The 24115-nt window shown below is 68.7% G+C and carries 19 protein-coding genes and 2 pseudogenes; 13 read left to right on the top strand and 8 right to left on the bottom strand.

Annotation, left to right across the window (positions count from 1 at the left end):
• Positions 1-43: 43 nt before the first annotated feature.
• Together QOM21_RS00105 and QOM21_RS00100 are read left to right on the top strand one after the other, a co-directional pair.
• Positions 44-1225: a glycoside hydrolase family 1 protein gene (locus tag QOM21_RS00105; protein WP_407547423.1), complete on the top strand. Its 1182-nt coding sequence runs from the start codon at positions 44-46 to the stop codon at positions 1223-1225.
• Between the two features lie 139 nt (positions 1226-1364).
• Positions 1365-2876, top strand: a complete 1512-nt coding sequence (locus tag QOM21_RS00100; RefSeq protein ID WP_407547422.1) for a glycoside hydrolase family 43 protein — start codon at positions 1365-1367, stop codon at positions 2874-2876.
• 1746 nt (positions 2877-4622) lie between these two features.
• Here QOM21_RS00100 and QOM21_RS00095 read toward each other — a convergent pair.
• Positions 4623-4761 (bottom strand): annotated as a pseudogene (locus tag QOM21_RS00095) (IS481 family transposase); the annotation flags it as partial.
• Positions 4762-5165: 404 nt separating this feature from the next.
• Between QOM21_RS00095 and QOM21_RS00090 the strand changes: the two are divergent.
• The 4 genes and pseudogenes from QOM21_RS00090 to QOM21_RS00075 all read left to right on the top strand — a co-directional run bounded on the left by QOM21_RS00090 (position 5166) and on the right by QOM21_RS00075 (position 8861).
• Entirely contained in the window at positions 5166-5921 is a 756-nt protein-coding gene (locus QOM21_RS00090) for a (5-formylfuran-3-yl)methyl phosphate synthase (RefSeq protein ID WP_407555530.1), read from the top strand.
• 142 nt (positions 5922-6063) lie between these two features.
• A pseudogene (locus QOM21_RS00085) lies at positions 6064-6772 on the top strand (aldehyde dehydrogenase family protein); the annotation flags it as partial.
• Complete coding sequence (locus QOM21_RS00080; RefSeq protein ID WP_407547421.1) at positions 6769-7875, top strand: NAD(P)-dependent alcohol dehydrogenase; 1107 nt, start codon at positions 6769-6771, stop codon at positions 7873-7875. The pseudogene QOM21_RS00085 and the gene QOM21_RS00080, both read left to right, overlap by 4 nt.
• Positions 7876-7955: 80 nt before the next feature.
• Positions 7956-8861 (top strand): class I SAM-dependent methyltransferase, encoded by a 906-nt coding sequence (locus QOM21_RS00075; RefSeq protein ID WP_407547420.1) that lies wholly within the window; start codon positions 7956-7958, stop codon positions 8859-8861.
• Between the two features lie 154 nt (positions 8862-9015).
• Here the strand turns inward: QOM21_RS00075 and QOM21_RS00070 are convergent, their stop codons facing one another.
• A complete protein-coding gene (locus QOM21_RS00070) occupies positions 9016-9546 on the bottom strand; it encodes an EF-hand domain-containing protein (RefSeq protein WP_407547419.1) in 531 nt (176 codons plus the stop codon).
• A 607-nt stretch (positions 9547-10153) separates the two neighbouring features.
• Between QOM21_RS00070 and QOM21_RS00065 the strand changes: the two genes are divergently transcribed.
• A complete protein-coding gene (locus QOM21_RS00065) occupies positions 10154-10405 on the top strand; it encodes a hypothetical protein (protein WP_407547418.1) in 252 nt (83 codons plus the stop codon).
• 156 nt (positions 10406-10561) lie between these two features.
• Here QOM21_RS00065 and QOM21_RS00060 read toward each other — a convergent pair whose 3' ends face one another.
• Positions 10562-11218, bottom strand: coding sequence for an HNH endonuclease family protein (locus QOM21_RS00060; protein ID WP_407547417.1), 657 nt, complete (start codon positions 11216-11218; stop codon positions 10562-10564).
• Between the two features lie 463 nt (positions 11219-11681).
• On the opposite strand from QOM21_RS00060, the gene QOM21_RS00055 reads away from it, so the two are divergent.
• The 3 genes from QOM21_RS00055 (at position 11682) to QOM21_RS00045 (ending at position 14623) form a co-directional block, all read left to right on the top strand.
• Positions 11682-12434: a hypothetical protein gene (locus tag QOM21_RS00055; RefSeq protein ID WP_407547416.1), complete on the top strand. Its 753-nt coding sequence runs from the start codon at positions 11682-11684 to the stop codon at positions 12432-12434.
• Entirely contained in the window at positions 12397-13077 is a 681-nt protein-coding gene (locus QOM21_RS00050) for an SUKH-4 family immunity protein (RefSeq protein WP_407547415.1), read from the top strand. The genes QOM21_RS00055 and QOM21_RS00050 overlap by 38 nt, the downstream gene beginning before the upstream one ends.
• 505 nt (positions 13078-13582) lie before the next feature.
• Positions 13583-14623: a hypothetical protein gene (locus QOM21_RS00045; RefSeq protein ID WP_407547414.1), complete on the top strand. Its 1041-nt coding sequence runs from the start codon at positions 13583-13585 to the stop codon at positions 14621-14623.
• Between the two features lie 1292 nt (positions 14624-15915).
• On the opposite strand, the gene QOM21_RS00040 is transcribed toward QOM21_RS00045, so the two are convergent.
• Both QOM21_RS00040 and QOM21_RS00035 read right to left on the bottom strand, forming a co-directional pair.
• On the bottom strand, positions 15916-16287 hold the full coding sequence (locus QOM21_RS00040; RefSeq protein ID WP_407547413.1) for a hypothetical protein: 372 nt from the start codon (positions 16285-16287) through the stop codon (positions 15916-15918).
• A 440-nt stretch (positions 16288-16727) separates the two neighbouring features.
• Positions 16728-16883: a hypothetical protein gene (locus tag QOM21_RS00035; RefSeq protein ID WP_407547412.1), complete on the bottom strand. Its 156-nt coding sequence runs from the start codon at positions 16881-16883 to the stop codon at positions 16728-16730.
• Between the two features lie 518 nt (positions 16884-17401).
• Here QOM21_RS00035 and QOM21_RS00030 point away from each other — a divergent pair.
• From QOM21_RS00030 to QOM21_RS00020, 3 genes are all read left to right on the top strand, one after another.
• On the top strand, positions 17402-17887 hold the full coding sequence (locus tag QOM21_RS00030) for a MarR family winged helix-turn-helix transcriptional regulator (RefSeq protein WP_407547411.1): 486 nt from the start codon (positions 17402-17404) through the stop codon (positions 17885-17887).
• Between the two features lie 126 nt (positions 17888-18013).
• Positions 18014-18139, top strand: a complete 126-nt coding sequence (locus QOM21_RS00025) for a helix-turn-helix domain-containing protein (protein WP_407555529.1) — start codon at positions 18014-18016, stop codon at positions 18137-18139.
• A gap of 359 nt (positions 18140-18498) precedes the next feature.
• Positions 18499-19539 (top strand): YaaC family protein, encoded by a 1041-nt coding sequence (locus QOM21_RS00020; protein ID WP_407547410.1) that lies wholly within the window; start codon positions 18499-18501, stop codon positions 19537-19539.
• Positions 19540-19742: 203 nt separating this feature from the next.
• Here the strand turns inward: QOM21_RS00020 and QOM21_RS00015 are convergent, their stop codons facing one another.
• The 3 genes from QOM21_RS00015 to QOM21_RS00005 all read right to left on the bottom strand — a co-directional run bounded on the left by QOM21_RS00015 (position 19743) and on the right by QOM21_RS00005 (position 23008).
• The gene (locus QOM21_RS00015) at positions 19743-19895 is read right to left on the bottom strand and encodes a hypothetical protein (protein ID WP_407547409.1); all 153 of its coding nucleotides are present in this window, start codon (positions 19893-19895) and stop codon (positions 19743-19745) included.
• Positions 19889-20194, bottom strand: a complete 306-nt coding sequence (locus QOM21_RS00010) for a hypothetical protein (protein WP_407547408.1) — start codon at positions 20192-20194, stop codon at positions 19889-19891. The genes QOM21_RS00015 and QOM21_RS00010 overlap by 7 nt, the downstream gene beginning before the upstream one ends.
• A gap of 228 nt (positions 20195-20422) precedes the next feature.
• A complete protein-coding gene (locus QOM21_RS00005; protein WP_407547407.1) occupies positions 20423-23008 on the bottom strand; it encodes a Helicase associated domain protein in 2586 nt (861 codons plus the stop codon).
• Positions 23009-24115: the final 1107 nt, after the last annotated feature.

Here is a 24115-nt window from a genome sequence, read left to right as displayed (position 1 = left end):
GACCTTCAGCCGGAGCACCCCCCCGAAACGACAAGGAAACCGCATGAACAGCACCTTCCCCAACGGCTTCCTGTGGGGCGCCGCGACCGCTTCCCACCAGGTCGAGGGCGGCAATGTCAACAACGACTTCTGGGAGATGGAACACCGCCCGGACACCTTCTTCTCCGAGCCCAGCGGGGACGCCTGCGACAGCTGGCACCGATGGGAGGAGGACCTGGACATCGTCGCCGGTCTCGGCCTCAACACCTACCGGTTCTCCTTGGAATGGAGCCGTATCGAGCCCGAACCCGGTGAAGTCTCCCGCGTCGCCCTGGACCACTACCGCCGCATGATCGCCGGCTGCCGCGAACGCGGGCTGACCCCTGTCGTCACCCTGCAGCACTTCACCGTGCCGCGCTGGATGACCGCCGCCGGCGGATGGGCCGGACCTGGCTCCGCCGACCGCTTCGCCCGCTACTGCGAGACGGTTCTGCCCATCCTGGCCGAGGGCGTCCATTACGTATGCACCATCAACGAGCCCAACCTCGCCGCAATGACCGCACAACTCCACCTGCCCTGTGCCGAGCCGCCCGCCTTCACCGGCGTCATGCCCGCGCCCCACCGCCCGACCGTCGACGCTCTGATCGCCGCCCACGCCCGCGCCGTGGACATCCTGCGCGGCTCGGGAATCGCGGCGGGCTGGACGATCGCCAACCAGGTCGTCCAAGCATCACCTGGCGGTGAGGAGGCGGCCGCCGCGTGGTCTCACGAGCGGGAGGATGTCTTCCTCGAAGCCGCCAAGGACGACGACTTCATCGGCGTACAGGCATACACGCGCACCGTCATCGGCCCCGACGGTCCCCTTCCCGTACCGAAGAGTGCCGAGCAGACCCTGACCGACTGGGAGTACTACCCCCAGGCCCTCGAACAGGCAGTGCGCCACACCTGGCAGACCACCGGCGGCACACCGATCCTGGTGACCGAGAACGGCATCGCCACCGCCGACGACACCCGCCGCATCGACTACACCCGCACCGCCCTGCACGGACTGCGCGCCGCCATGGACGACGGCATCGACGTACGCGGCTACATCCACTGGTCACTGCTCGACAACTTCGAATGGGTGGCCGGTTACAAGCCCACCTTCGGCCTGGTCGCCGTTGACCGCGAGACCTTTGCCCGTACTCCCAAGCCCAGCGCCCAGTGGCTCGGCGCCCTCGCCCGCGCCGGCCATCTCGCCGGGTGAGGGTCGGCCCGCCGCCCGCGTTTCACACACTGCCGCCGGCGCCAGCGCGATCTCACGGTCCCTGACGCCTGTTCCTCTCCTCGGTTCCCGGCTCTCGCACCCGGAACCATGAGGTCACCCCACAGAAACAGATCACTTCATGCACACCGACACGCAGCCCGTCATCGGCGGCTTCCACCCGGACCCCAGCATCTGCCGCGTCGGCGACGACTACTACCTCGCCACCTCCAGCTTCGAGTACTTCCCCGGCATCCCCATCCACCACAGCACCGACCTCCACCACTGGACCCTTATCGGCAACGTGCTCACTCGGCCGGGCCAGGCCGACCTGCCCGATCGTCTTCCGCCCTCCGCCGGGGTCTTCGCCCCCACCCTGCGCCACCACAACGGCCTGTTCCACCTGATCACGACCATCCTCGGCGGTGGTGGCACGTTCCTGTTCACCAGCCCGGATGCGTCCGGCCCCTGGTCGGCCCCCGTCCCGGTGCCCGGTGTCACGGGGATCGACCCCGACCTTGCCTGGGACGACGACGGCACCTGCTACTGCACCTGGGCGGGCATCCACCAGATCCGCATCGACCCGATCACCGGCAACAGCAAGGACACCCCCCGCACCCTCTACTCCGGCACCGGCGGCTCCTTCCCCGAAGGCCCCCACCTCCACCGCCGTGGCGCATGGTGGTACCTGGTGCTCGCCGAAGGAGGCACCGGCCCCGGCCACGCAGTCTCCCTCGCCCGTTCCACCAGCCCCCGAGGCCCCTTCGAGCCCCACCCTCACAACCCCGTCCTCACCCACCGCGGCACCAGTAACCCGGTCCAGAACACCGGCCACGCCGACCTCGTCGAAGCCCCGGACGGCAGCTGGTGGATGGTCCACCTCGGCGTCCGTCCCCGGGGCGCCTTTCCCTCCTGGCACACCCTGGGCCGCGAGACCTTCCTCGCCCCCGTCACCTGGACCGACGACGGCTGGCCCATCATCGGCGCCCCCACCGGCCCCACCGGCGCGGCCACCCGGCTCTGGTACGACGACTTCGACACCCCCACCCTCCGCCCACAGTGGGCCGCCCCCAGCCTTGCCGCCCACCGCAACGCCAACGTCACCGAGAGGCCGGGCCGGCTGACCCTGCACGCCCGCCCCGACACCGAACCCCCCGTCTTCATCGGCCGACGCCAGCAGCACCCGTCCTGCACTGTCCGCGCCGCCGTCGACGCCTCGCACGGCAACGGTGGACTGGCCCTGCGCATGGACGACCGGCACCTGTACGCGCTCGTCATCGAAGACGGGCAGATTCACGCCGAAGCCCGCATCGGCCCCCTCGCCCAGCGACTGCACAGCGTCCCCTGCCCCACGAACAGCGCCGTCCTGGAAATCCAGGTGACCGCCACACCAGCCATCGACCTGGAAGCCGACGACAACGGACACAGCATCGCCTCGATACCAGCGGAAGCGATCGAGAGAATCACCTCCAGCGGCCCGGACCGCGTCCAACTGATCGCCGACACGCAAGGACACCGCACCATCCTCGCCGAACTGGACGGTCGATACCTGTCCACCGAGGTCACGGGCGGCTTCACCGGCCGCCTCGCCGGACTGCTCGCCACCCGCGGCACCGTCCGCACCGAATGGTTCAGCTACGAACCCGCCCCTTGACCCCGACAACAGGTGGGGCGTGGGGACTTATGAAACGCTGAATGGACCCGGCCGGGGCGGGTGTTGGAAGAACGTCGTCAGGTGATGATCGGGAGTCCGTTCCGGCAGCGGACCGGACCGGCCTCCCCTGGCGGGATCTGCCGACGCAATTCGGGAAGTGGAAGGCGGGCACGACAGGCCAATGAAGCCGGCGGCGACGATGCGGGGGCGATCAGTGCCGGCCAGAGAATCGCCGAAGGTGTCGACGACACGGAGATCGGCATCAGCGGCGCCCTGGTAATCGCCGGTGAACGCGCGCTAGCCATTGAAGGCGAGGTGGAGCACCCCGTCCCTCGCGCCGGCTGTGTCCCGCAGGACCTCAAGGTCGTCGAGGGTGCCGCGGGCTGTCCTCCACGCCAGCGGCGGCGAGGGCGGCGGCGGAGGCAACGGAGCGGGCGAGCCCGACGACCGAGGCAGGGGTCGCCCGGAAGGACGAATGCGGGTTCCCGCGTCCGTGAAGGGAAGCGGGAACCCTAGATGGCGTGTTGCGCTCGGGCTTATCCCAGCTGGTCTCCGGCTAGCGGAAGATGCCGCCGCCGCGGCCTAGGCTCACCGTCGATGGCGTGGTGACGATGGATTTGCAGGAGAGCCTGCGTGGCATTGAGCGGCAGATCGAACAGGTCCGACAGGCCCCCGTTCCGGGCGACCCCGGAGATGAGGACGATGCAGGGGACTCGGCGGTGGGGGTGACGTGGCTGGTGCCCGCTCGCCCTTACCGGTAGCGGGGATCAGCTCGGCCAACGGCCTCAACACAGCCGGATTGAGGCGGGGTTGTCAGTGCTGGGTCTATGTCAGCATGGTGGTCCGGGCCTTCTGGCTCAGGGAGGTGGGGGGCTGTGAGCGACCTTGAGGTTGAAGACTTTTTGGGCTTCCTCGTAGACGTGACGCTATCGACACCGATTGGGTGGTTTTGGCTGGCGGTCGGGGCGTTCTGGCTTCTGCGGTTCCTATGGAACTCCATCCCTGACTCCTCGTCATCGGGCGGTTCCAGCAGCCGCCACGACGGGGCCGGCGGCGACTTCGGTCGGCACGATGACTGCGGTGGCGGTGGGGGAGGTTGCGGCGGTTGCGGCGGCGGGGACTGAGCGCGGGAGGCTCGCCAAGTCGCTGCCGTTTCCGTCTACTTCTTTTGCACGCGGGCCCCGGAGGGGCCCGGCGAGTGCTGGGGACGGCCAGGCTGGGGTGGCGCGTCCAGGGGGATCGGTTGATCGCGCCTCGCTGAAAGGGAGGAGAGCGTGCCGTCGCGTTGAAAGTGTGCGAGCAGAGTGGCTTTCCCGCTTCGAGTTCGGCGTTGCGCAGGCTCAGGTCCTGGATCTGATCGGCGTAGGTGGCGAGGATCGTGCGCGCCTCGCCCAGTTCGGCGGCGTACTGAGAGCGCAGCGCGCGGTCCGCTCGTTTGTGACGGGTGTTTTTCGCAGCCCAGCGCCTGGTTGGCGCCTCGAAGTGGAGCGCGCAGCGACGCGAGAGTTACGCCAACGACCTCGGCGTCGAACGCTCCCTTGTGACTGTCAGCCGGGGGCCCAACCGCACCAAGGCGACAAGATCCCGGCCGAGTGGATGCCGCCGGCCAAGACGCCACCTGCCCCTACCTAGCGGACTGGGTGGGCACCACGCTCCGATGGTCCTTGACCATCGACATCGACGAGCGCAGCAGCCTGCGCGAACTCGCTCCGCCTGTGCTGACACGGCCGTGGAGTACGAGAAAGCCTAGGTGTATTGACCTGGAGCGTTGTTCGCACGGCTGATTGTGGCTTGCCGTCCAGTGCGGTGTGGCAGCGGTGGTGGTTGTAGGTGTGGAGGATGTCTGCCAGAGCATCGATTGTTCGGTGTTGCTGGTGCAGGGCCGGCGAGAGGCGAGCGCCATACCCGCGAGACCGTGACCGGCCGGCCTTCACCACCGGCCGGTCATCGAGCCATGGCGCTCCCATCAGGCGACGCCTGTGAGCCGTGACGCCGGTCCCGCCGAATCGTCGGGTTCGACAGTGTGAACTGCCGGGCGGCCGGCCCTGACCAGCACACCGCCGACCAGCGGGGCCCGGAAGGCGCCAAGCGGACGAAACGTTGCCGGGAGGCCGGTTTGTTCTGGTATGCACGGCGCACCATCAAGAGGATGAGCGCCCTATAGGCACTCCGTGCGCCCTCCCGGTGCCCAAGGGTGACGGAAATGATGAGCACACCGCACGCATGAACCAGGTGATCCGCGGTCCCCTGTCCCTAGGCCGGGTGGACTGGCGGCGGAAGGAGTTCACGGTGTTGCTTCTCATCTCCCCGGACGGTGTCGAGGAGGCTCTCGATTGCGCGAAGGCGGCGGAGCATCTCGACATCGTCGACGTGAAGAAGCCTGATGAGGGCTCGCTCGGCGCGAACTTCCCCTGGGTCATCAGGGAGATCCGCGACGCGATCCCGGCGGACAAGCCGGTGTCCGCGACGGTGGGGGATGTCCCGTACAAGCCGGGCACGGTGGCGCAGGCCGCGCTCGGCGCCGTCGTCTCGGGGGCCACGTACATCAAGGTCGGCCTCTACGGATGCACGACGCCCGATCAGGGCATCGAGGTCATGCGCGCGGTCGTCCGGGCGGTGAAGGACCATCGCCCCGACGCGCTCGTCGTCGCCTCCGGCTACGCAGACGCCCACCGCGTCGGCTGCGTCAATCCGCTCGCTCTGCCCGACATCGCCGCCCGTTCCGGCGCCGACGCGGCCATGCTCGACACCGCCGTCAAGGACGGGACACGGCTCTTCGACCACGTTCCGCCGGACGTCTGTGCCGAGTTCGTCCACCGCGCCCACGCCTCCGGTCTGCTCGCCGCCCTCGCGGGCAGCGTCAAGCAGGCTGACCTTGGTCCGCTGACCCGCATCGGCACGGACATCGTGGGCGTGCGCGGAGCGGTCTGCGAGGGCGGCGACCGCAATGCTGGCCGGATCCAGCCGCATCTGATCGCCGCCTTCCGGGCGGAGATGGACCGGCACGCCCGGGAGCACACCGCCGATGCCTCCGCCGCGAACTGACCGTCGTCATGCCGATGCCTGAGGCCGGCCGCGTCCCTGGACGCCGGGCCGCACGTTTCGTCGTCGTCGACCCGGCCAACGGGGAGACCTTCGCCGTGGCCCTCGACCAGCAGCCGGACGAGCTGGACGACGTGGCCGACCGGACCTGGCGCGGTTGGCGCGATTGGAGCTGGGCGGTAACGACGCCGCCGTCCTCCTGGACGACGTCGACCGGAGCGCGAACCGGCTGTTCCGGGCTGCGTTCCGCAACTGCGGGCAGGTCTGCATGGCGGTCAATCGCCTCTACGTCCCTGCCCGGCTCCACGGCGAGGTCTTCGAAGCCCTCGCCCAGCGTGCGAAGACCGTCGCCGTCGGGCCCGGACTCGCCCCCGAAACCCGGGCGGGACCGGTCAACAACGCTCTGCAACTGGCCCGGGGCGAGCAGGTCACACAGCAGGCTCTGGCAGGCGGCGCCCGGGCGGCGGCCGGCGGACACCAGCTGGACGGGCCGGCTTACTTCTTCGCTCCCACAATCCTTTACCGACGTTCCGCACGACAGTCCGGTGGTGACCGAGGAGCAGCTCGGACCGGTTCTGCTGTACCAGAGCCTCGACGAAGCCGTCGACGCGGCCAACGGCACCGGCTTCGGACTGGGCGGCTCCGTGTGGCGCACCGATCTCGACCGGGCCGAGGTGGTGGCCGACCGGCTCGAAGGGGGAACGGCCTGGATCAACCATCATGGCGAACTGTCCCTCGCCCAGCCCTTCGCAGGCGTCAAGGACAGCGGAGTCGGGGTGGCGGGTGGGCCGTGGGGGCTGGACGGAAACCTCCGGCCGTTCGTCGTCCACCGCCCGCAGGAGGCGCGACGATGAGGTTCCAGGCGGCCGTACTGCGCTCGTGCGAGAACCCGTTCACGGTCGAGGAGGTGTTTCTGCGGACAGAGCCCGCCGTCGGCGAGATCCTGGTCGAGATCGCGGGCTCCGGGATGTGCCGGACCGATCTCGCGGTCCGTCGATCCGCCGGTCGGAGCCCCCTGCCGGCAGTCCTCGGCCATGAAGGCGCCGGGGTCGTGGTGCGGGCGGGAGAGGGCCTGGACACCGCGATCGGCGTCGGTGACCACGTCGTGCTGAGCTTCGACTCCTGCGGACACTGCCGGAACTGCCGAGATGCGGCCCCCGCCTACTGCGAATCCTTCGCTTCCCTCAACCTCTTCGGGGGGCGCGAGGAGGAACCGCCGCGGCTCACCGACGCCACCGGTAAGGCGCTGGCTCCCAGGTGGTTCGGGCAGTCCTCGTTCGCGGAGTACGCACTCGTTCCGGCTCGCAATGCCGTACGGGTCGACCCCGCACTACCGCTCGAACTGCTCGGGCCCCTCGGCTGCGGTTTCCTCACCGGCGCCGGAGCCGTGCTGAACACCTTCGCCGCAGGTCCCGGCGACACCCTCGCGGTCTTCGGCGCGGGAGCGGTGGGCCTGGCCGCGGTGATGGCGGCCACCGCCGCCGGCGTACTGACCGTCGCCGTCGACCGGCATCCTGAGCGGCTCGCTCTGGCCGAGCGGTTCGGCGCGACCCCGTTGCACGCCGCGTCACCCGACCTGCCCGAACGGATCCGGCGATTGACCGACGGTGGCGCGCAGCACGCCCTGGACACCACGGCCTCACCCCCGCTCATCAACAAGGCGCTCCAAGCCCTGCGCCCCACCGGCAGCCTCGGTCTGGTGGCACGCCTCCACACCCCGCTGCCCCTCGAACCGGGCACGCTCGACCGAGGCCGCAGCATTCGCCACATCTGCGAAGGGGACGCCGTACCCGGAGTGCTGATACCCCGGCTGATCGGACTGTGGCGGGCCGGGCGCTTCCCTTTCGACCAGCTGATCCGCACCTACCCGCTGGCCGGCATCAACGAGGCCGAACGCGACTGTGACGCGGGCCGTGTGGTCAAACCGGTCCTGCTCCCGGAGAGGACAAGCCGATGAGCGAGGCACGCGGCACTGAGAGCTCACCCCGTCCGACAAGTGAACATCTCGCATCCCCCACTCCCGCCGACGGAGGAAGCATGGCCGGCACGACGCCGCAGCACACAGACCTGGAAGGCGTGGACGGAGGTGTGGGCTTGACCGCCCTCCTGGTCGCCGCGGCACGGGCGATCGAGACCCACCGCCACGACAGCCTGGCCCAGGACGCCTACGCGGAACACTTCGTGCGCGCGGCACCGGCCTGCGCGGACTGGCCGGTGCGCATCGAGCAGGTCCCGGACGGGGACAGCAACCCGCTCTGGGGGCGGTTCGCCCGCTACTTCGGTCTGCGGACGAGGGCCCTTGATGACTTCGTCCTCCGGTCGGTCGGTGCGAGCGCCCGCCAAGTTGTCCTGCTGGGAGCGGGGTTGGACACCCGCGCCTTCCGGCTGGAACTGCCGTCCGACTGCGTTGTCTTCGAGATCGACAGGGCGGGCGTGCTGGCATTCAAGCAACGGGTGCTCACGGACCTGTCGGCCGCCCCGAAGGTGAAGCGCGTCGCCGTACCGGTCGACCTGCGCGCGGACTGGGTCAGCGCGCTGACCACGGCCGGCTTCGACCCGGCCGCACCGAGCGTCTGGCTGGCCGAGGGGCTCCTCTTCTACCTACCGGGTACCGCTGAGACGTACCTCATCGACACGGTGGACACGCTGGCCACCGCTGGCAGCGCGCTGGCCTTCGAGGCCAAGCTGGAAAAGGATCTGTTGGCGTACCGCGACAGCCCGATCTACACGGCGACGCGCGAACAGATCGGCATCGACTTGCTCCACCTCTTCGACAAGGGGCCACGACCCGACTCCGCGGGCGACTTGACGGCCAAGGGCTGGTCCACCTCGATGTACACGCCCTTCGACTTCACCCGCCGGCACCGCCGTGGTCCCCTCCCCGAGTCGAACGACGCGCTGGAGGGGAACCGGTGGGTCTTCGGGCGCAAGCCCCGGCCATGACGTCCGCAGCGCTCACGGCGACGTCCGCACGGGGGGTGAGGGCGGGGCCCTGCCCAGGCCCCGCTCGGGGTGGGATACATCCCAGAAGAGGCGGCAGCTCGGGTGCGTGGTAGCGGTTGCCGCCCGAGCCAGGGGCAGCCGCTGACGAGCCATGTCAGCCCCGGGCGGTCACCAGCTGGTCGCCCGGGATCCCGGCCAAGTCCGGCGCATAGTAGTCCTCGATGCCGGTGGCCCACGCAGTCACGGTGATGCGGTCCTCGGCGTCCGGGCCGAAGGCGTTGAAGAGGGCGTGGATGTTCGCCTCCTCGAAGCCGATCGCCGTCATCAGCGACACGAAAAGGGGGCGCTCGATCAGGCCGTCTCCGTCGGGGTCGCCGAGTGCGGAGAGCGCCTCGGCGAACTCGGCGATCGTGGGACCGAAACGTTCGGGGTCGAGCACGAACGGACGGAACTCGTCCATGGTGATCACGCCGTCGCCGTTGGCGTCCAGTTCAGTGGCCAGCGTCGTCCAGTAGCGGCGGAACGCGGCCCGGATGGCGGCCTTGGCACCGTCGTCCGACGCGGCCGCTGCCTCCAGAACTCGGCCCGTCATCAGGTCGAAGTCGTCGGAGTCGATGACTCCGTTGCCATTGGCGTCGAAGAGGGAGAAGACCAGCTCGACCCGCTTGGCGGCCTCAGTGCGCATATCCATCACCTGTCGTCTGCGACCCGAAGATCCCGGGCCCGGCCCAATGAGGCCTCTACCTAATCGTGTTCGGCCAGAAGGTCGACGGTGAGGCGGTATTTGTCACTGGAAAGCGTGAGTTCCCAGTCGTCGAACCGTGCACGTCGATGCCGCACCGCTGCTCTGCCTCGTCATCGACACCCCTGCGGGTGACGGATTTGAGGATTTGCTGGTCGTCGACCGCCTACTTGGGCAGTGTCCGGCGTGGACAGGTCTTGGCATCGTCGGGGAGGGCGCAGAGATGGGTTGGCGGACTGAGGAGTTCGGTCGTCGCACGAAGGGTTGGCGGGAGCGGTGCTGGACGACGGCACCGAGCCCAAGACGGTGTTCTTGGACGCCGGGAGCGGTGGTCACATGCACCCGACCACGGAGTGGTGGGCGTACGACGGCAAACCGAGCTGGCAACGGGCGGAGGCGGTGCGGGGGTCGTGTTCGTGCGGCTGGCGCGGCACGAACCGCTACCCCATCGACTGGACCCAAGCGGGACCACGACGGCCTCCACGACGTCGACACCTCCGGCCCACGCGACGACTGGGCCCAGCACATCGCCGCCGTCGAAGCACACTCCGTGCCACTGTCCGGCGAACTGGACGACCTCCTGGAGCAGCTGGCCAACCAGCTCGATGCCCTCACCACGGAAGCGCCACTGGCCGCGTTGAAGGCCGTGGCGGCCTTGGAGCGCATCACGGGGCGAGTCGGTAGGGAGGCCACCCTTGCCGCGGAGGCCGATGAAATGTTCTGGGAGGTGATCGGTAAGGCCCTCGGACTCACCGAGAAGGACGCCCGGTTACGTCTGACCCATTGCAGCCTCGGGCGCTGAGACTCCGAGCCGGCGAGCAGTCGTGGCATTCGCGTAGCACCTGGTCGTGACGTCCCTAAAGTTCTTGAGAGAGCCCCCTGACCAGTTTGTGGGGGCTGCCACTCGTAGCGGGCCTTGCCCGGCGGCCGCGGTCGGTGTGCCGCCGGGTGTTGGCGGTCAGAGGGCGGGTGTGACCTTGACGGTTGCTTTGGTGCAGCTGGTGGCGAGCTTGGTCAGGGCCCGGTTTTCGGCGTGGTCGATGGTGAGGTTCCAGCGGAGTTTGGTGGTTACCCAGTCGGTTGCGTAGGTGCAGGAGGCGTCCTTGGCGGGTGGCATCCATTCGGCGGGGTCCTGGTCGCCTTTGGAGCGGATGGGGCCGGAGCTGACGGCTACGAGGCTGCGTTGGGCGTCGAGGTCGTTGGCGTACTTCTCGCGGCGCTGGTCCGACCAGTTGGAGGCGCCGGAGTCCCATGCTTCGGGGAGGGGGACGAGGTGGTCGATGTCGAGGCGGGAGGTGTCGGTGACGGTTTTGTCGTCGTAGTAGGAGTGCCAGGTGCCGCCGGTCAGTTTGCAGCTCTTGCCTTGGCGGGGGTTGGTCACCGCTTCCGACAGCAGGACTTCCTTGCGGGTGTCGCAGCCGTCGTGGTCTGCGTCGATCCAGAGGTGGAACTTGTCCCGCTCGTATCCGGTGCGGGATTCGTCGGCGACTTGCAACTGTTTGATGGCTTGGGACAGTCGCAGGCTGCTGCCGGCGGGGGCGGACGGTGTGGGTGCCGTCGCCGAGGGCGGCTTGTGGTCGTAGGTTGCTGAAGCATCGCCAGTGCATGCGGCCATCGTCAGCAGCAGGAGTGGGCATGCCAGGGTGGTGAGGCGGTGAGCGGGGCGCATACAGCTCCGTGGTGTTCGGGTGAGGCGAGGTCGGTGCTTCGCGTCTACCCAGGGCAACGGGCTCCTCACCCATCTCGCCCGTTCTACGGTCACGGGGCGTCTACGGTCCTTACGAGGTCGCCCCACCCCGAGAGGTCAGCCCCTCGACCACAAGGCCCTCGCGGTGAGGCGTTGCGTCGGCCGGTGCCAGGTGCGGTATTCGGTGCAGTTCCAGTCCGTACGCAGGGCCGGAGCCGTCGCCCATGAGCTGCATGGCCTGTGTGGTGTGGGTGAGCGGCAGAGACGCGGTGCCACTGTCAGGCCGCAACTGGTGACCAGGGACCGACGGTTGGCAGGGACGCACGAGGCTCTTGGTGAGCTGCAGAGGTCGGTCGGCGTGGGCCTCGAATCGTGCTGTCATGATGAGTTCATGATCAGTGGAGTGGGTGGATCGGCGGATACTGTGCTGGACGATCCGGCGCGGCTGCTGGCCGCGGGGCGGGCGGAGGTACGGGAGCACATCGAGGGTATGGCCGCTGAGCACCATGTCGGGCGTGAGGATTTCCTGCAGGCCGAGGCGATGTTTGGCGGCGCTGAGGTCTCGCGTGCGGAGTTCGCGTCGTGGCTACAGTTCGCTGCGAAGGTGCTCGGGCACGACGCGTACGCGGAGCGGATCGCGGCCGCAGAGACGGGGATGCCGTGGCGGACGGTGTGGGCGTGGTGGCGGCCGATGGGGAGGTTCGATGCGCACCCCAACCGCCTGATGGACAGTGGGGCGTGCCGTTATGTGCACGAGGGACGGGAACTGATCGAGGCCGGCACATTGGGCGGGACTGTCTGGCTCGACCTGGAGACGGGCACGCGGGTTCCGCCCCCGGCGCAAGGCACGGCACAGCCGGTGAACAGGCCCCGCCCAGGCGATGGAGCGGGGGACTACCTGAGCGTCCTGGAACTGTCCGTGCCGGAGGACTGGGCAGAGAGCACTCCGGTCTCGGGTCCGGACGACCGGATGCGTTACCTCGTCGATGGCGACGCGCACGGTATCGCGCTGCTGGAAACCGATCCGGAGATCTTCCGGGACTGGCCACGCGGGGAGATGGACCACTCCTCGGCGGAAGGGGGAACGCCCGGACGGGTACCGGCGTTTGCTGCGCCGACGGGGCCGCTTACCGCTTACCGCTGAACGTGTCGATGCGGCGTTCGCGCCCTACGACGTACGCCGGATAGCTGCAGAGCAGCTGCCCGGGGCACTCGAGCACCCCGCCAGCCGAAGGCATCTGCGCGACATCGGTCTGCCGCTGGGCTGGGTGTGCGGATGGGAGAGCATCGACCTGCTCCCCGCCGATGCCCTGCCGACACCAGAAGGCGACGCCCTCCAAGGCGTCCGGTTGCCCCAGGGAACTCAGGTTGCCGACCTGTTGAGCCTGGGCACGTCCGACCATGGCGATCTATTCCTGCACCGCCGCGATGGCACGGTCTTCATAGCCTTGGCTGCGCAGGGGCAGGATGGCCACGGCTGGGAGGCCATCGAACTCGCCCCCGATCTCGATGTCTTTACCCGGTATCTGGAGGGCATCCGCCGATACACCAATGCCTGCTGGTATCCGTATCCGAACGAGGAGAACGCGGCCGAGGTGTTCACTGCGGAGATGGACGCCCTCGCGCCCGGATTCTTCGATTACTACATCCACTGCGACGACCGCGCCCCATGCCTGGGCGATCGCCTCCTGAGCGACACCGAAGCACCGCAGGAACTGGCCGACCCCGAGAACGAGGAGTCTTCCCCGGCCTGCCGCCCCGATGCCGTCCTGAGCCATGTCAGTTGATGTTGTCGGTGGCCGCCGGGAGGGCGGTCGATGGCGATTTGGAGTCTGCGGAGTTTCGGGTGAGGGTGCGCGCCGCCTGGTGTCCTGTCTCAATGAAGTCAGGCCTCCGCACTCCGCTGGGCCGTGGGGGCTGGATTGGATGGGACGCACAAGCTCGGTGACGTAGCTGAGAGGAATCCGCCCGCACCACCCCGCCACCAGTCCAGTCCACCGGCAGGGGCACTGCCTGGACGGTCGCGGGCGTGTTGTTTGCAGGGTCGACAGCCGCGCCGTGCCGCGCCGTGGCCGTGCCGTGGCCGTGGCCGTGGCTCTGGGCTACGTCGCGTCGCGTGGCGTCGTGCCGTGGCTGTGGGCGTGGGCTGATCGGGTGCATCCTGAGCGGGTCCGCCAGGTGGGCTGCTGTGCTCGCGATCTTGGCTGGGCCGCCGGGTTATCGTCCCGCGTGGAAACGCCCCCCGTGGGCAGTTCCTGCTGCTCCCGCTGGTGTTCTTGGAGGCTCGCAGGTATGCCCCGTTCGTATGGCGGGCCGGCGGACGGCCGACGTGGCTTCCTGGCCGGACTCCGGTCGGTAGCGGGCGCCTTGCTCGCAGCGGCCGCTGTGGTGCTGAGCACGCTGATCACCGCCGCGCCTGCCGCTGCGGCCGTGCCCAGTTGCCGCGTCGGGGCTTACGTCACCGACCTCTACGCGGTGGATCCGGTCGGGCGCACCGTGAACGCGGACCTGTGGCTGTGGAGCGTATGCCCACGCAAGGATCTTGCCGCTGTCGAGCGTCTGGAGTTCACCAACGCGACCAGCACGACGCTGACCGAGCCTTCCAGCGAGAAGGTGAACAACGAGTACTGGACGCAGGTCAAAGTGTCCGGGACCTTCCGGCAGACCTTGGACCAGACGGACTTTCCGTTCGACAAACAGGTCGTCCGGATCCAGGTGGAGGAAAACGAGCTGGACGCGTCGCGGTTCGTCTACCGGGCGGATGTGAAGAACTCCGCGTACAACCCCAGGATCCATCCCGACGACTTCAAGATCACGCGATTTCGGATCGGCGTCGTGGACGAGATCTACAAGACGAACTTCGGCGATCCCCGGCTCGAGCACGGAGACAGCAGCCGCTATTCCCAGCTGGTGATCGAGTTCCAGCTCACCCGAGAGGGCATCACGAATTTCGGCAAGCAGATCCTGCCGGTATACGTGGCTTTCCTGGTCGCCCTGATCTCGTTTCTGATCTGGTCGAAGGACAACGAGGTCGCCATGGTCGCACGGCTGGGGATTCTCGGCGCCGCGCTCTTCACGATCATGCTCAACCTGCGGGCGGTCGACGAGGCGATGGGCACCTTCCTGAACGTGACGCTGGTCGAAGAGATCCACTTCATGAGCCTGCTCTACGTACTGATCGGTGTCGCCAACACCACCTACATCATGAAGCTGTTGGCCGATCCCATGGCCCAACCGGCGGTGCGGCGCTGCAACAACCGTATTTTCGTCATCGCGACGGGCCTGTACCTCATCGTCAACATCGTCGCCATCGCCCTGACCGTGTCGTTCTGAAGTCCGTGCACTGCTCGGCGCCGAGGCGGCCGCCGGCTCCGCAGCTGCCGCGCTCCTGACCCGAGCGATCACTCTGCGACCTCAGGTTCCGGAATCCGCCGAGTATGCGGGCGGAGCCCCCTGGGTAGTGGTAAACCTCCCCGGCCGACGTGGTGGCCGCGACCGCCCGGACGACGCCCCGCCGCAGCCCCCAAGGCACGTCGCAAACGCCAGGCCGGGGAGGCGGTGGAGGCGTCGCAGACGCCGTCGCATCCGCACGCATACCCCAGTGCACCGTGCCGCGCGACGAGGGGGTTCGCTGAGAGGGAAGCCCAAATACTGGGGTCGTTGAGAAGACGGCTCGATTGAGTGCGCAGGGACAGCAGAGCTTCGGGAGGCGGCCTGTCGGAGCCAGGGGGAGGTTCACGAGAGGGGGAGGGACTGGCGCCAACGCGGCCGGAACGGTCGGCCTGTGGCCGGTACAGGGCAACCGGCCGGCGTGAAGCAGGGCTGGCCGGCCGCACGCAGGAAGGCAGCGTGCGGGCCGGCGTGGCCTTGTGCTCTACGGCTAGGAGCGTCGGGCAATCTCGTCATTGGTGCGCGCATTTGAGATGAGGTCGTTGGCGCTTGCCGTCAGCGCCTCGCCATCTGCCATCGAGCTGATGTTCTCGAAAGTTCCCTTTCCGATGCCGGATCACCACCGCTGCCGCCGCCGTTCTGCGCGAATTGCTGGGCCAGCTCCTGCTGCCTCCGCGGGGTCTGGCTCTTCAGCCACTGCTGGTTGTCGGGGTTGAGCAGGCTCATCAGCGTCTGGAGCGGGAGGTTCCCTCGGCGAAGTTGGCCATGGCGGTCTCCTGTTCGTGTGCGGGGCGTCAGGCTCCGGGGGCCAGATGTCCGGCGCTGGGGCGCCGGTATCGGCAGCCGTCCCGGGTAGCCAGGCCGGAGATGTGACCGCCAGGGCGGTGCACCCAGTTGGCTGCCAGGTCCGGCCTGCCGGCTTCGGAGCCGGTGGTAGCCCCCGAGCCCGTCTGGGACGACCAGACGACACCGCCCGTGCCACAGCGCGACAACTGGCCGGCGACGGGAGTGGCCGCACGCCGTCAGCTGGGTGCCAGCCGAGAGGACAACGGTGCCAGCCGAGAGGACAACGGTGCCGGCCTTGGTGCTTGCTTGCCTGCACAGACGGGCCGCTCCTTTCCCTGCACCCGCTGTGCAAGGGCACCCACAAACACAGCAGAGCCCCGACCGGCTACCACCCACAGCCGGACGAGGCACTGTTATGCACCACGGGGTGGCCCCCGCGCGACCTGTTGTCATGCCGTCAGATACGAGTCCCCGATAAAGGAGTCAGCACCAGAGGCGTCCTGTTCACGCAGTTCCTCCAGCCGCCTTTCGTACAGCGGCCCCGCGACATGTGCCGCTCGCGCGGGAGAGGGCGCGGCCTGCTCGATGAGGTGCTGAGCAGCAGCCTTGACCGCCGCCGACCAGGCCAGCACGTGCTGCTGAGCGCTACGCCCGCATTCCTGCGGTTCGCCGGGCAGACAGGGCGGCAGAGCGGGGCCGATCTTGTTCGCCGCATGGCGCACATGTCGAGCGATCACGTCCCAGTCTTCCTCAGTCCGTTGGACGGCTTCGGTGTGGCCTTCTTCCAGCCACCAGTCGAAGTCGTCGCCGTGATCAGCCATGTGCGTGCTCCTACGATTCGGTCCAGCGATATTCTCGCGGGTGTGCCGATCGTAGCCGCGCCCGGTGCCGCTTCCCGAGGCCGCAGTGGCCCACCGAAGGAACACACGGCGAGGGAATGGTCTGACCCTCGCCGCCGGGACCGGCGAGGGTCAAAGTGAGGGTGCGTTGGGCGCAGGGGGGATCCACCGGGTAGGCGTCGAGCAGCTCGCGGAGCTCCGTGGCGAACGCCGCGGCGGTCGTGTCGCCCGGCGGAGCCTCGCCGCCGGTCATGTTCTGGCGCGAGTGGCCCTCCCTGCCGCCGCGGGACCTCCCGCGCGCGTGCGACGCCAGGCTCATCTGCCTCCACCTGGGCATGACCGCCCGGCACCTCCCGGGGATCACCTTGACGATAAGTTGCGGACGCCCGCTGAGAACAAGGACAACTCAACATGCGACCTCACTAGCCAGCGGCCTTGTCGAGCGTGTTGAGGCCGTGTGGCCGGATACCCTGCGCGATGGGCAGCGGCTGCAGGCCGCTGTCGTGCACCGGCGCCGCGACCGTGTGGGCGGGTGGTGGTGCGAGCTGGAGATTGAGATACCCGACTGCGACGAGCACGGCCGCAACGGTGCCGCCCTCACCTCCCGGGTCATCTCTTTCAGCGCCCCGTACCCCTCGTCCAGCCCCTGCCCGACGAGGACTACAGCCGTCTCGACCCGCCGACTGCGCACGAGCGCCGGCGCCGGCGCATCTACGACGCACCCCGCACGAGCACAGCCGACTACGTCCACCGCGATGACTGCGCCCAATGCCTCGGCGACCGCCTCCTGAGCGAGACCCGAAGCACTCCAGCAGGCCGACCCGAGAACGCGGAGCCCTGCCCGGTCTGCCGCCCCGACACCGTCATGCGCCATGTCAGTTGAGGACGCTGGTGGCTGCTGGGAGGGCGGTCAATGGCGATGTGGAGGCGGCGTACCGGGTGAGGGTGCGCGCCGCCTGTTTACTCCGGGGCGGGGAGATCTGAGTGGTGCAGAGCGGCAACCACTGCGCCGGTCTGGACAAGTCCGTCCGTCGGCTCCGGTCCGCCCCGTCAAGGTGCTTGACCTCAAGTCAAGTTGAGTTTCTATGTTCTTCCCATGTCCACTTCGAGCAGCATCTCAGCTCCCTTCGTCCCCTCCCATGACGACGCCGGCCTCATCGCCCAGCCCATCGGATACTGGGCCAACGCGGCCGGCCAGGCCGTCGTCCACAACATCCGGACCGCGCTCGGCGCCCTTGGCCTGACCCAGCCCGCCTGGTGGGTCCTGCACCACCTCAGCCAGCGCCCGAAGGGCTGGGGCCGCGCGGAACTGACCGAATTCCTCAGCTATTACCCGGGCCCCGGCGATGACCTGCCCGGCGACATCGACAGCCTCGTCGCCCGGGGCCTTCTCTCCCAGGACGAGGACGGGCACCTGCTGCGGACCGAGTCGGGGGCGGAGCTGTACGCCCGTGCGGCGGCACGGCAGTTGGAGCTGCGCCGCCAGGTGCACGAGGGTATTCCGGGCGAAGAGTACGCCCGCGCTCTCAAGGTCCTGCAGCGCATGATCCACAACGTGAAGGGCGACGCGTGGCACCACTGATCCGGGCGCACGGCCCCGGCTCCCCGCTCGCGCCTCCCGGCTCCCCGGACCGGTGCCTGTCCAGCATGATCCGCCGGACAGGCGCCCCACGACCAGGTCCGGGGCCGGCTTCCCGTCCGCAGAGTTCTGCCGGAGATCGCCGAAGCGGTCGCCCTGTCTGCCTCGACGGTCGCCTACCACCTGCAAGCCCTGGAACGCCACGGGCTCGTCACCCACGCCCCGCACCGAAGCCGCTCGTGCCAGATGCGGTAACAGGCCTGTGGCCGCCACAGCCGAGGCTCGCGTTCGGCGAACCGGGCCCGGAACGTGCTCCGAGCCCCGTTGTCCACTCAGGGTTATGTAGGTGAGGAAGGCGGATGTTTCACCAGACAGGCAGCTTTCTACTCACCGAGGGAAGGGAGCCGCCCGGGCCAGAGGCCCAGGTGCACTGTTGCGCTCCTGTGCAAGGACCTCGTTCGCGTTGTCGGCACAACCACGAACCGAGGCCGGCTGGCAGCAAGGCGGCGCACCATCCCTCAACCGGCCGCCGGCAAAGCTCGACTTCGGCCGGCCATACGGCAGCGGAGAAATCCCCCGCGGGGACTGCTCGGAGCCGGGTAGCGTCCCTGGACATGCACAGCGATCTCGGCGCCGATCAGGCGTGGGAGCGGCTGCGGGCCAGCCGTTCCGATCCACCAGCCAGAGCCAACACCGGCTCCCGCCGCAAGACGTACTCGGCAGCCCTGGAGCAGGCTCAGCAGCTGTTCCAGGCCGCTGCCGTCGTGGGCCCGGCTACGCGCCCGGTCCCGGTCTTCTACGGCCTCAGCCAGGCTGGCCGCGCCATCGCGGCCGCCGCTTGGTCCCTCAAGGGCCAGGACTGGCGCCTCGACTCCCACGGGATCAAAACCACGGGCTTCCATCTGCCCTTCCCTGACATCGAGATACGCACCGACCCGCCCGGAACCCAGGGCAGCTTCGTGAAGGTCAGTGAGGTACTCGACTCACCGGTGTGGGAGACGGACCCGCTGCGCCTGGAGGACGTGTGGGACCTGCTGCCCCCGAACCTCCGCTACCCGCTCACCACCAGGGACCGGCTCACCCCGCTGTACGTCGACGAGGCCAGCGTCGGCATCCACGAGCACTCCCTCCTGAGCGCCTACGTGGGCAACATCCCCGACCGGGTCATCGATGCCGGCACCCGTGAGGCGCTGGCCGACTTCCTGACCTCGTATCCGGCCGTCGCTCGACACGAGAGCTACGTGACCACCGGCGTCGGGCCGGAGGCGCCTCCGGAGTACAGTCGCCGCGCGCCCGACAGGGGCGAAATGACGATCAACTGGCAGATGCCCCAGGGGGCGGGGACCGGATTCGACGGACTGGCCACCGGAGCCGGACGGACGGCCTACCTGCGAGCCATGACCCGCAGCTACGCCGGAGACCGGTACTTCCTGCCTGTCCACCCCCCGATGAAGCGAGAGCTGCACCCGCTGATGGCCTGGTGGGCAGTCCTGTACGCACTGTCCATGCTCTCCCGCTACCAACCCGCGGTCTGGGGCAAGCTCATCAGCGTCGACAACAGCCAGCACGCGGTCCCGATCGAACGGCTCCTCGAACGCGCCATCAACCACCTGCCTGTCCTGATCGCGGACACCATCGCCGAGGTGAGCACCTGAGCGAAGGCGCACAGCACGAAGCCCCGGGCGAGAACCCAGGGCGCGCCAGGTTCACCGATGAACTTGCGGCCTATACGCACTGCCGCCCCCGCCCAGCCCGGCCGCGGCCAACTTCGCACAGGAGACGCTCGGCTTCGGCTGACCGACGACAGCGGGGCCGGGCAGGATCACCCTGCCCGGCCCCGCTGCTCATTCCCGGCTGCTCACCTGCTGAGGCGGATGCGCGGTCCCCACGCGAACTCGAGGTCGTCCAGTGGGACGTCCTCCAGCTCCCTGTTCCACCGGCTGCGCAGGAGGAGCGGGTCGGCCTCCATCCGTTCGCAGATGATCAGGCTCTCGGGCCGGCTGACTAGCATGTACCGGCCGTGCGAGGCGGGCGCGCTGCCCGGCCCGTACGCGCGCAGCAGCCTCTCAGGCGCTCGCGGTGCTGTTCGGCGGATGCCTCCAGGCGATGTGCGTAGCCGTCCCGCTCGTCCTCGCGCACAGCGCTGAGGACCAACTTAAGGATCTCCTCCCACGCCTCGGGGATGAGGAAGTTGCCCGGGTCGGTCAGGGCCCACGTGCACCTCAGCGCCGCCGCCAGGAAGGCCTCGTGCTGGCCGATGCTTGCCAGCTCTTCCCCGTACGGGGCCGCGTCGTGCTGTTCGGTGCTCATGCTGCTCCTCCCTTGTCTGCCTGGGTGCGGTGGGCGATCCAGTCCGGATCGCGTATGGGCGCCGGCACCCGGGTCTCGGTGGCTGGGGCGTGCATGATGCGCCAGCTGGTGCGCGGTGCGGTGAAGCGGATCTGATCGGACGCCCATCGCCCAGTCGACGCCACGGGCCCAGCCGCCCGAGCAGATAGCCGGCCGCGAGCTCGGCTGCCACGGCGGCTACGTCGTCCTTCATGTCCAGCGCATTCCGATGGCGGAGAGTTGTTCTACGCGCTCCGGGGACAGCGCTGCAGCCCGGCTGCGTTGGTTGCTGATCCATGCGCCGAGTTTGAGTGTGACGTCCTGCTGCTCCTGGTCGTCGTCCTCGCCGTGGGCCGTGCTCAGGGTGATGGTTTCGACGTGTTTGCGTGGCACCTTCAGGTGTCCTTCGCGCTCGAAGAACTGTCGGGCGGCGGTGAGGTGCAGCGCCCATTTCTGTGCCTGGCTGGTACGCGGCTTGGGCTTCTGGTCCTCGGCGGCGGGTTCGATGCCGAGGACATGTTGGCACAGCCATTGCTGCACGGGGGTGAGCTTGTCCCACCCGTGCCGTTGCGCCCTCACCCATCGTCTGAGGTCTTCGCCTTGGCGTACGAGCTCGCCGGCCGTGAGGGGAAGCGTTCTGCCGGCGTCGAGGTGCTGTCGGATGAGGTGGAACGAGCGCTGCCAGGTCACCGACCACGCCGGGCACCAGGACGCGTCGATCTCCTCCAGCTGCTCACGCCGTGCCTGTGTCAGCGCGCCGGCCGACGATTCCACGGGCAGGCCTTCGGCGCGCCGCTGTTCGATCTCGGCGGCCTTGCGGGCGGCGGCGCGCTGGTTCTTGAGCCAGACCCCGACCTTCGCTCCCCGGTAGGTGGCATCCAACGGCGCCAACAGGTGCCCGTGTTCAGCAGCCCATCCACGCGCCGCGGTCAGGCCCTCCTCCCAGGCGACATCGAAGTGCGACCACACCATGCCCAGCTTCTCCAGCTGCGCGACGCGGTCGGCGTCCATGTCGCCCCGGGCGTAGAGGCGGCGGGCATCGGCGGTCCACTGCCCGAGCGGGAAGCCTGCCAGGGAGGCCGGCCAAGCCTCCGTCTCTTCCTCCCCCCGCGTCTCCACCTCCACCTCCGTCTGCCTCTCCGTCGCCGCGTGGGCGTCGTCCGGGGCGGGGATGCGGTAGGCGAAGGGCACCCGCAGGTCGCCGTGGAGCCGGTTGTAGACGACGGCAGCCTCCACTCCCCGCCGCCAGTGCTCGTGCTCGGGATTGAGCACCCGCAGGTTGATGAACGCCGCCAACTGCGCGGGATCGCGCGGCGTGGAGAATTTCAGGAGTGCCTGGGCCGGCGTTGATAGCCCGCCTTGCTCTGCTGCTCCCAGGCCCTGTTGGCCGCTTGAGCGGCTCTGTACGCCTCTGACGGGGCTTTGGGCCTGGGGTTCGGCGAGTACCTCCACCACGCGGGCGTCGTGTGCTCTGAGCGCCTCCAAGAGCTTCGCGAGTCCGCCGTACGCCTTCGACGTCAGCATGTTGTCCGCGCTCTCCCCGGGCCCAAGGAGCACGGGTACCACGAGGCTCGCGACCTTTCCCTCACCGGGCTGCATGCGCAGTGCTCGGCCCACGGCTTGGACGAGGTCGGGCATAGAGCCGCGGACGTCGGCGAAGTACACGGAGTCGCAGTCTTTGGTGTCGACGCCTTCCCCGAGCACCTTCACCGACCCCAGGTACGCCTTCTCCACCACGGTGCCGTCCGTAGCGATCCCGTCGGCGAACTCGCCCAGGACGCGGCGGCGGTGCAGCGGCTTGTGCTCTCCGCACAGCCAGTCGGCCCACACCGTTGCCGGGTAGAGCTCGGGGTCGCTGTCGTGCAGTTGGGCGGCGACGTCGGGCAGGCCGGCTGCGAAGCCTTCGGCTTCTTTGACGACGTGGTGGAACACCAGCGTGCGCCGGAAGCTCTCCTCCGCGGACGCCTTCACCAGAGCCGTCTGCAAGGCGGCAAGGCGGGCTCCGCGCACCTCATCTGATCGTCCGTCCGCGCCGAGCAGCACCGCGGCCTGGTGCTGGGTGTCCGTCACATCGACACAGACGACCTGGTAGGGGGCACAGATACCCCGGTCGATCGCCTCCGAAAGCGTCAACGTGAACGCCCTGCTGCCGAACGGCGAGCCAGGGTCGTCCTCCATCGACGCGACCAGCTCACCCGGGACGCCCTGCTGCTCCTGGTCTTCGTCGAGTTGCCAGAGGCGTGGTGTGGCGGTCATGTAGAGCCGGCGCAGGGAGGGGATCTTCTGGTTGTCGTGGATGACTGCCCAGGGCTTGCCGATCCGCCCGGAGGTGCGGTGCGCCTCGTCGACCACGACGAGGTCCCAGCCCGGCAAGCCGGCGGCGTGTGCGCGCTCCAGCGTGCCCAGCCCCAAAGACGCGTACGTGGCGTACACGGTGACCTTGTCCAGGCCGCGTGTCCACTCCACCAGCTCGTCGACGTCTGTGGTGTTGGGGAAGCCTGCCTCTTCGCCCCGCAGGGAGGAGACGCCGATCATCGGGCCTCGGCGGCCTCCCTCGCGCCACGCGATCTCGGTCTGGGCGAGCAGGTCGAGGGAGGGCACGAGCACCAGCACACGGCCCGCGTGGAGCTCCTCTGCGCTGCGGACGGCCACAAGGGTCTTGCCGGATCCGGTGGCCATGACGACCTGAGTGCGGAGCCCTCGCTCCGGGGCAAGGGATTTTGCAGAGAATTCGAGTGCACGCAAAACCGCGTCCACGGCTTCCCGCTGGTGAGCCCGGAGCTCTCTTGCTCCCATGATGCTCAGCCTCCTGGACGAATCGATAGGGGCGCATCTCGCGCGAGATGCCAGCAAGTACCCGTGCAACCACAAGCAAGTTACTTCTCGAACTTCGCCCTCCGCGATGCCCTCGAGTGCGCGCTCGGACCGATGCGAAGGCCTGAAGAGCGCCGCAGTCACACCAAATACGGGTACACCTTCATTCCAGAGTCTATCCGAAACCAAACTTTGAAGCATTGCGCCACGGTCAAACCCTACTGCTCCATGGCCGGCTCACGCAGCGTCCCGTCAGGATGCGGCCGGTCGCGCGATGACGGAGCGTTGACGCTCCGAGAGCGGGGTCCGTATTCTGGCCGTGCGCAAGGTGGTCAACGTTTGCCGATAAAGCCCTGAAGGCCGACACCCAGGGGCTCATGGGGGCGGAGACGAACCACCGGCGCAGAGCCTATGTGTCGGCAGAGACTCAGTTCGGGCCACAAGCATGTGGTCGGACTGAGTCTGCCTGCGCAGATGTCCGGCCACCTGGAAGGGGAAGGGCATCCGACCAGTGGACTCTGCCGTCATCCTGACAATCCTCGCCACCACCGGCGTGGCAAGCATCCTCGTCTTCGCATGCAAGGGCTTGCTCGACCAGCAGCCTGAGCTTGCCGAGTCGTTTAAACGAGCCCGGAGGGCCTGGCGCGAAGCCTGGAGGGACGAGGAGGAAACCCGCGAAGTGCAGCCGAGCGGCACCCGTCCGCGGGAAGGTGAACATACTCAGCGCCCCTGACCCCTCATCAGCCCCACCCGCCAGCGCTTCCTGGTAGCCGGCCCCGCCCGCGTGAGCGGGCGTCAGGCCCTGAAGGCGAAGCCGAAGGGGCCTTGAGGTGGGGGAGCGAAGCGGACCCACCGTCAGGCCAGCCCAGAACCGGCCGGCCCAACCAACACCCAGACCGACCGCCCGACCGCCCCTGGAGCGAAGCGGAAGGGGCCGGCCCGGCCTAGCCGGGCTTCGGTGAGCGAAGCGAACCGCAACCCCCGTGCGCAGCACGGGGGTTCGCACCCGCGGAGCGGGTGCGCAACACCACCGCGAAGCGGTGGTGTTCGCTTGCACAGCGCGCAGCGCTGTGGTACCCGCTCCGCGGG

It is taken from the genome of Streptomyces sp. Pv4-95, from assembly GCF_045782725.1.
GTDB lineage: Bacteria > Actinomycetota > Actinomycetes > Streptomycetales > Streptomycetaceae > Streptomyces.
Note: the sequence above shows the minus strand (reverse complement) of the source record. Positions and strands in the feature narration are given on the sequence as shown.

Bases quoted from the DNA above. Each gene is read 5' to 3' on its own strand.
- QOM21_RS00105 (WP_407547423.1), top strand. From the start codon at position 44: ATGAACAGCACCTTCCCCAACGGCTTCCTGTGGGGCGCCGCGACCGCT.
- QOM21_RS00100 (WP_407547422.1), top strand. From the start codon at position 1,365: ATGCACACCGACACGCAGCCCGTCATCGGCGGCTTCCACCCGGACCCC.
- QOM21_RS00080 (WP_407547421.1), top strand. From the start codon at position 6,769: ATGAGGTTCCAGGCGGCCGTACTGCGCTCGTGCGAGAACCCGTTCACG.
- QOM21_RS00075 (WP_407547420.1), top strand. From the start codon at position 7,956: ATGGCCGGCACGACGCCGCAGCACACAGACCTGGAAGGCGTGGACGGA.
- QOM21_RS00070 (WP_407547419.1), bottom strand. From the start codon at position 9,546: ATGCGCACTGAGGCCGCCAAGCGGGTCGAGCTGGTCTTCTCCCTCTTC.
- QOM21_RS00060 (WP_407547417.1), bottom strand. From the start codon at position 11,218: ATGGCCGCATGCACTGGCGATGCTTCAGCAACCTACGACCACAAGCCG.
- QOM21_RS00055 (WP_407547416.1), top strand. From the start codon at position 11,682: ATGATCAGTGGAGTGGGTGGATCGGCGGATACTGTGCTGGACGATCCG.
- QOM21_RS00045 (WP_407547414.1), top strand. From the start codon at position 13,583: ATGCCCCGTTCGTATGGCGGGCCGGCGGACGGCCGACGTGGCTTCCTG.
- QOM21_RS00040 (WP_407547413.1), bottom strand. From the start codon at position 16,287: ATGGCTGATCACGGCGACGACTTCGACTGGTGGCTGGAAGAAGGCCAC.
- QOM21_RS00030 (WP_407547411.1), top strand. From the start codon at position 17,402: ATGTCCACTTCGAGCAGCATCTCAGCTCCCTTCGTCCCCTCCCATGAC.
- QOM21_RS00020 (WP_407547410.1), top strand. From the start codon at position 18,499: ATGCACAGCGATCTCGGCGCCGATCAGGCGTGGGAGCGGCTGCGGGCC.
- QOM21_RS00015 (WP_407547409.1), bottom strand. From the start codon at position 19,895: ATGCTAGTCAGCCGGCCCGAGAGCCTGATCATCTGCGAACGGATGGAG.
- QOM21_RS00010 (WP_407547408.1), bottom strand. From the start codon at position 20,194: ATGAGCACCGAACAGCACGACGCGGCCCCGTACGGGGAAGAGCTGGCA.
- QOM21_RS00005 (WP_407547407.1), bottom strand. From the start codon at position 23,008: ATGGGAGCAAGAGAGCTCCGGGCTCACCAGCGGGAAGCCGTGGACGCG.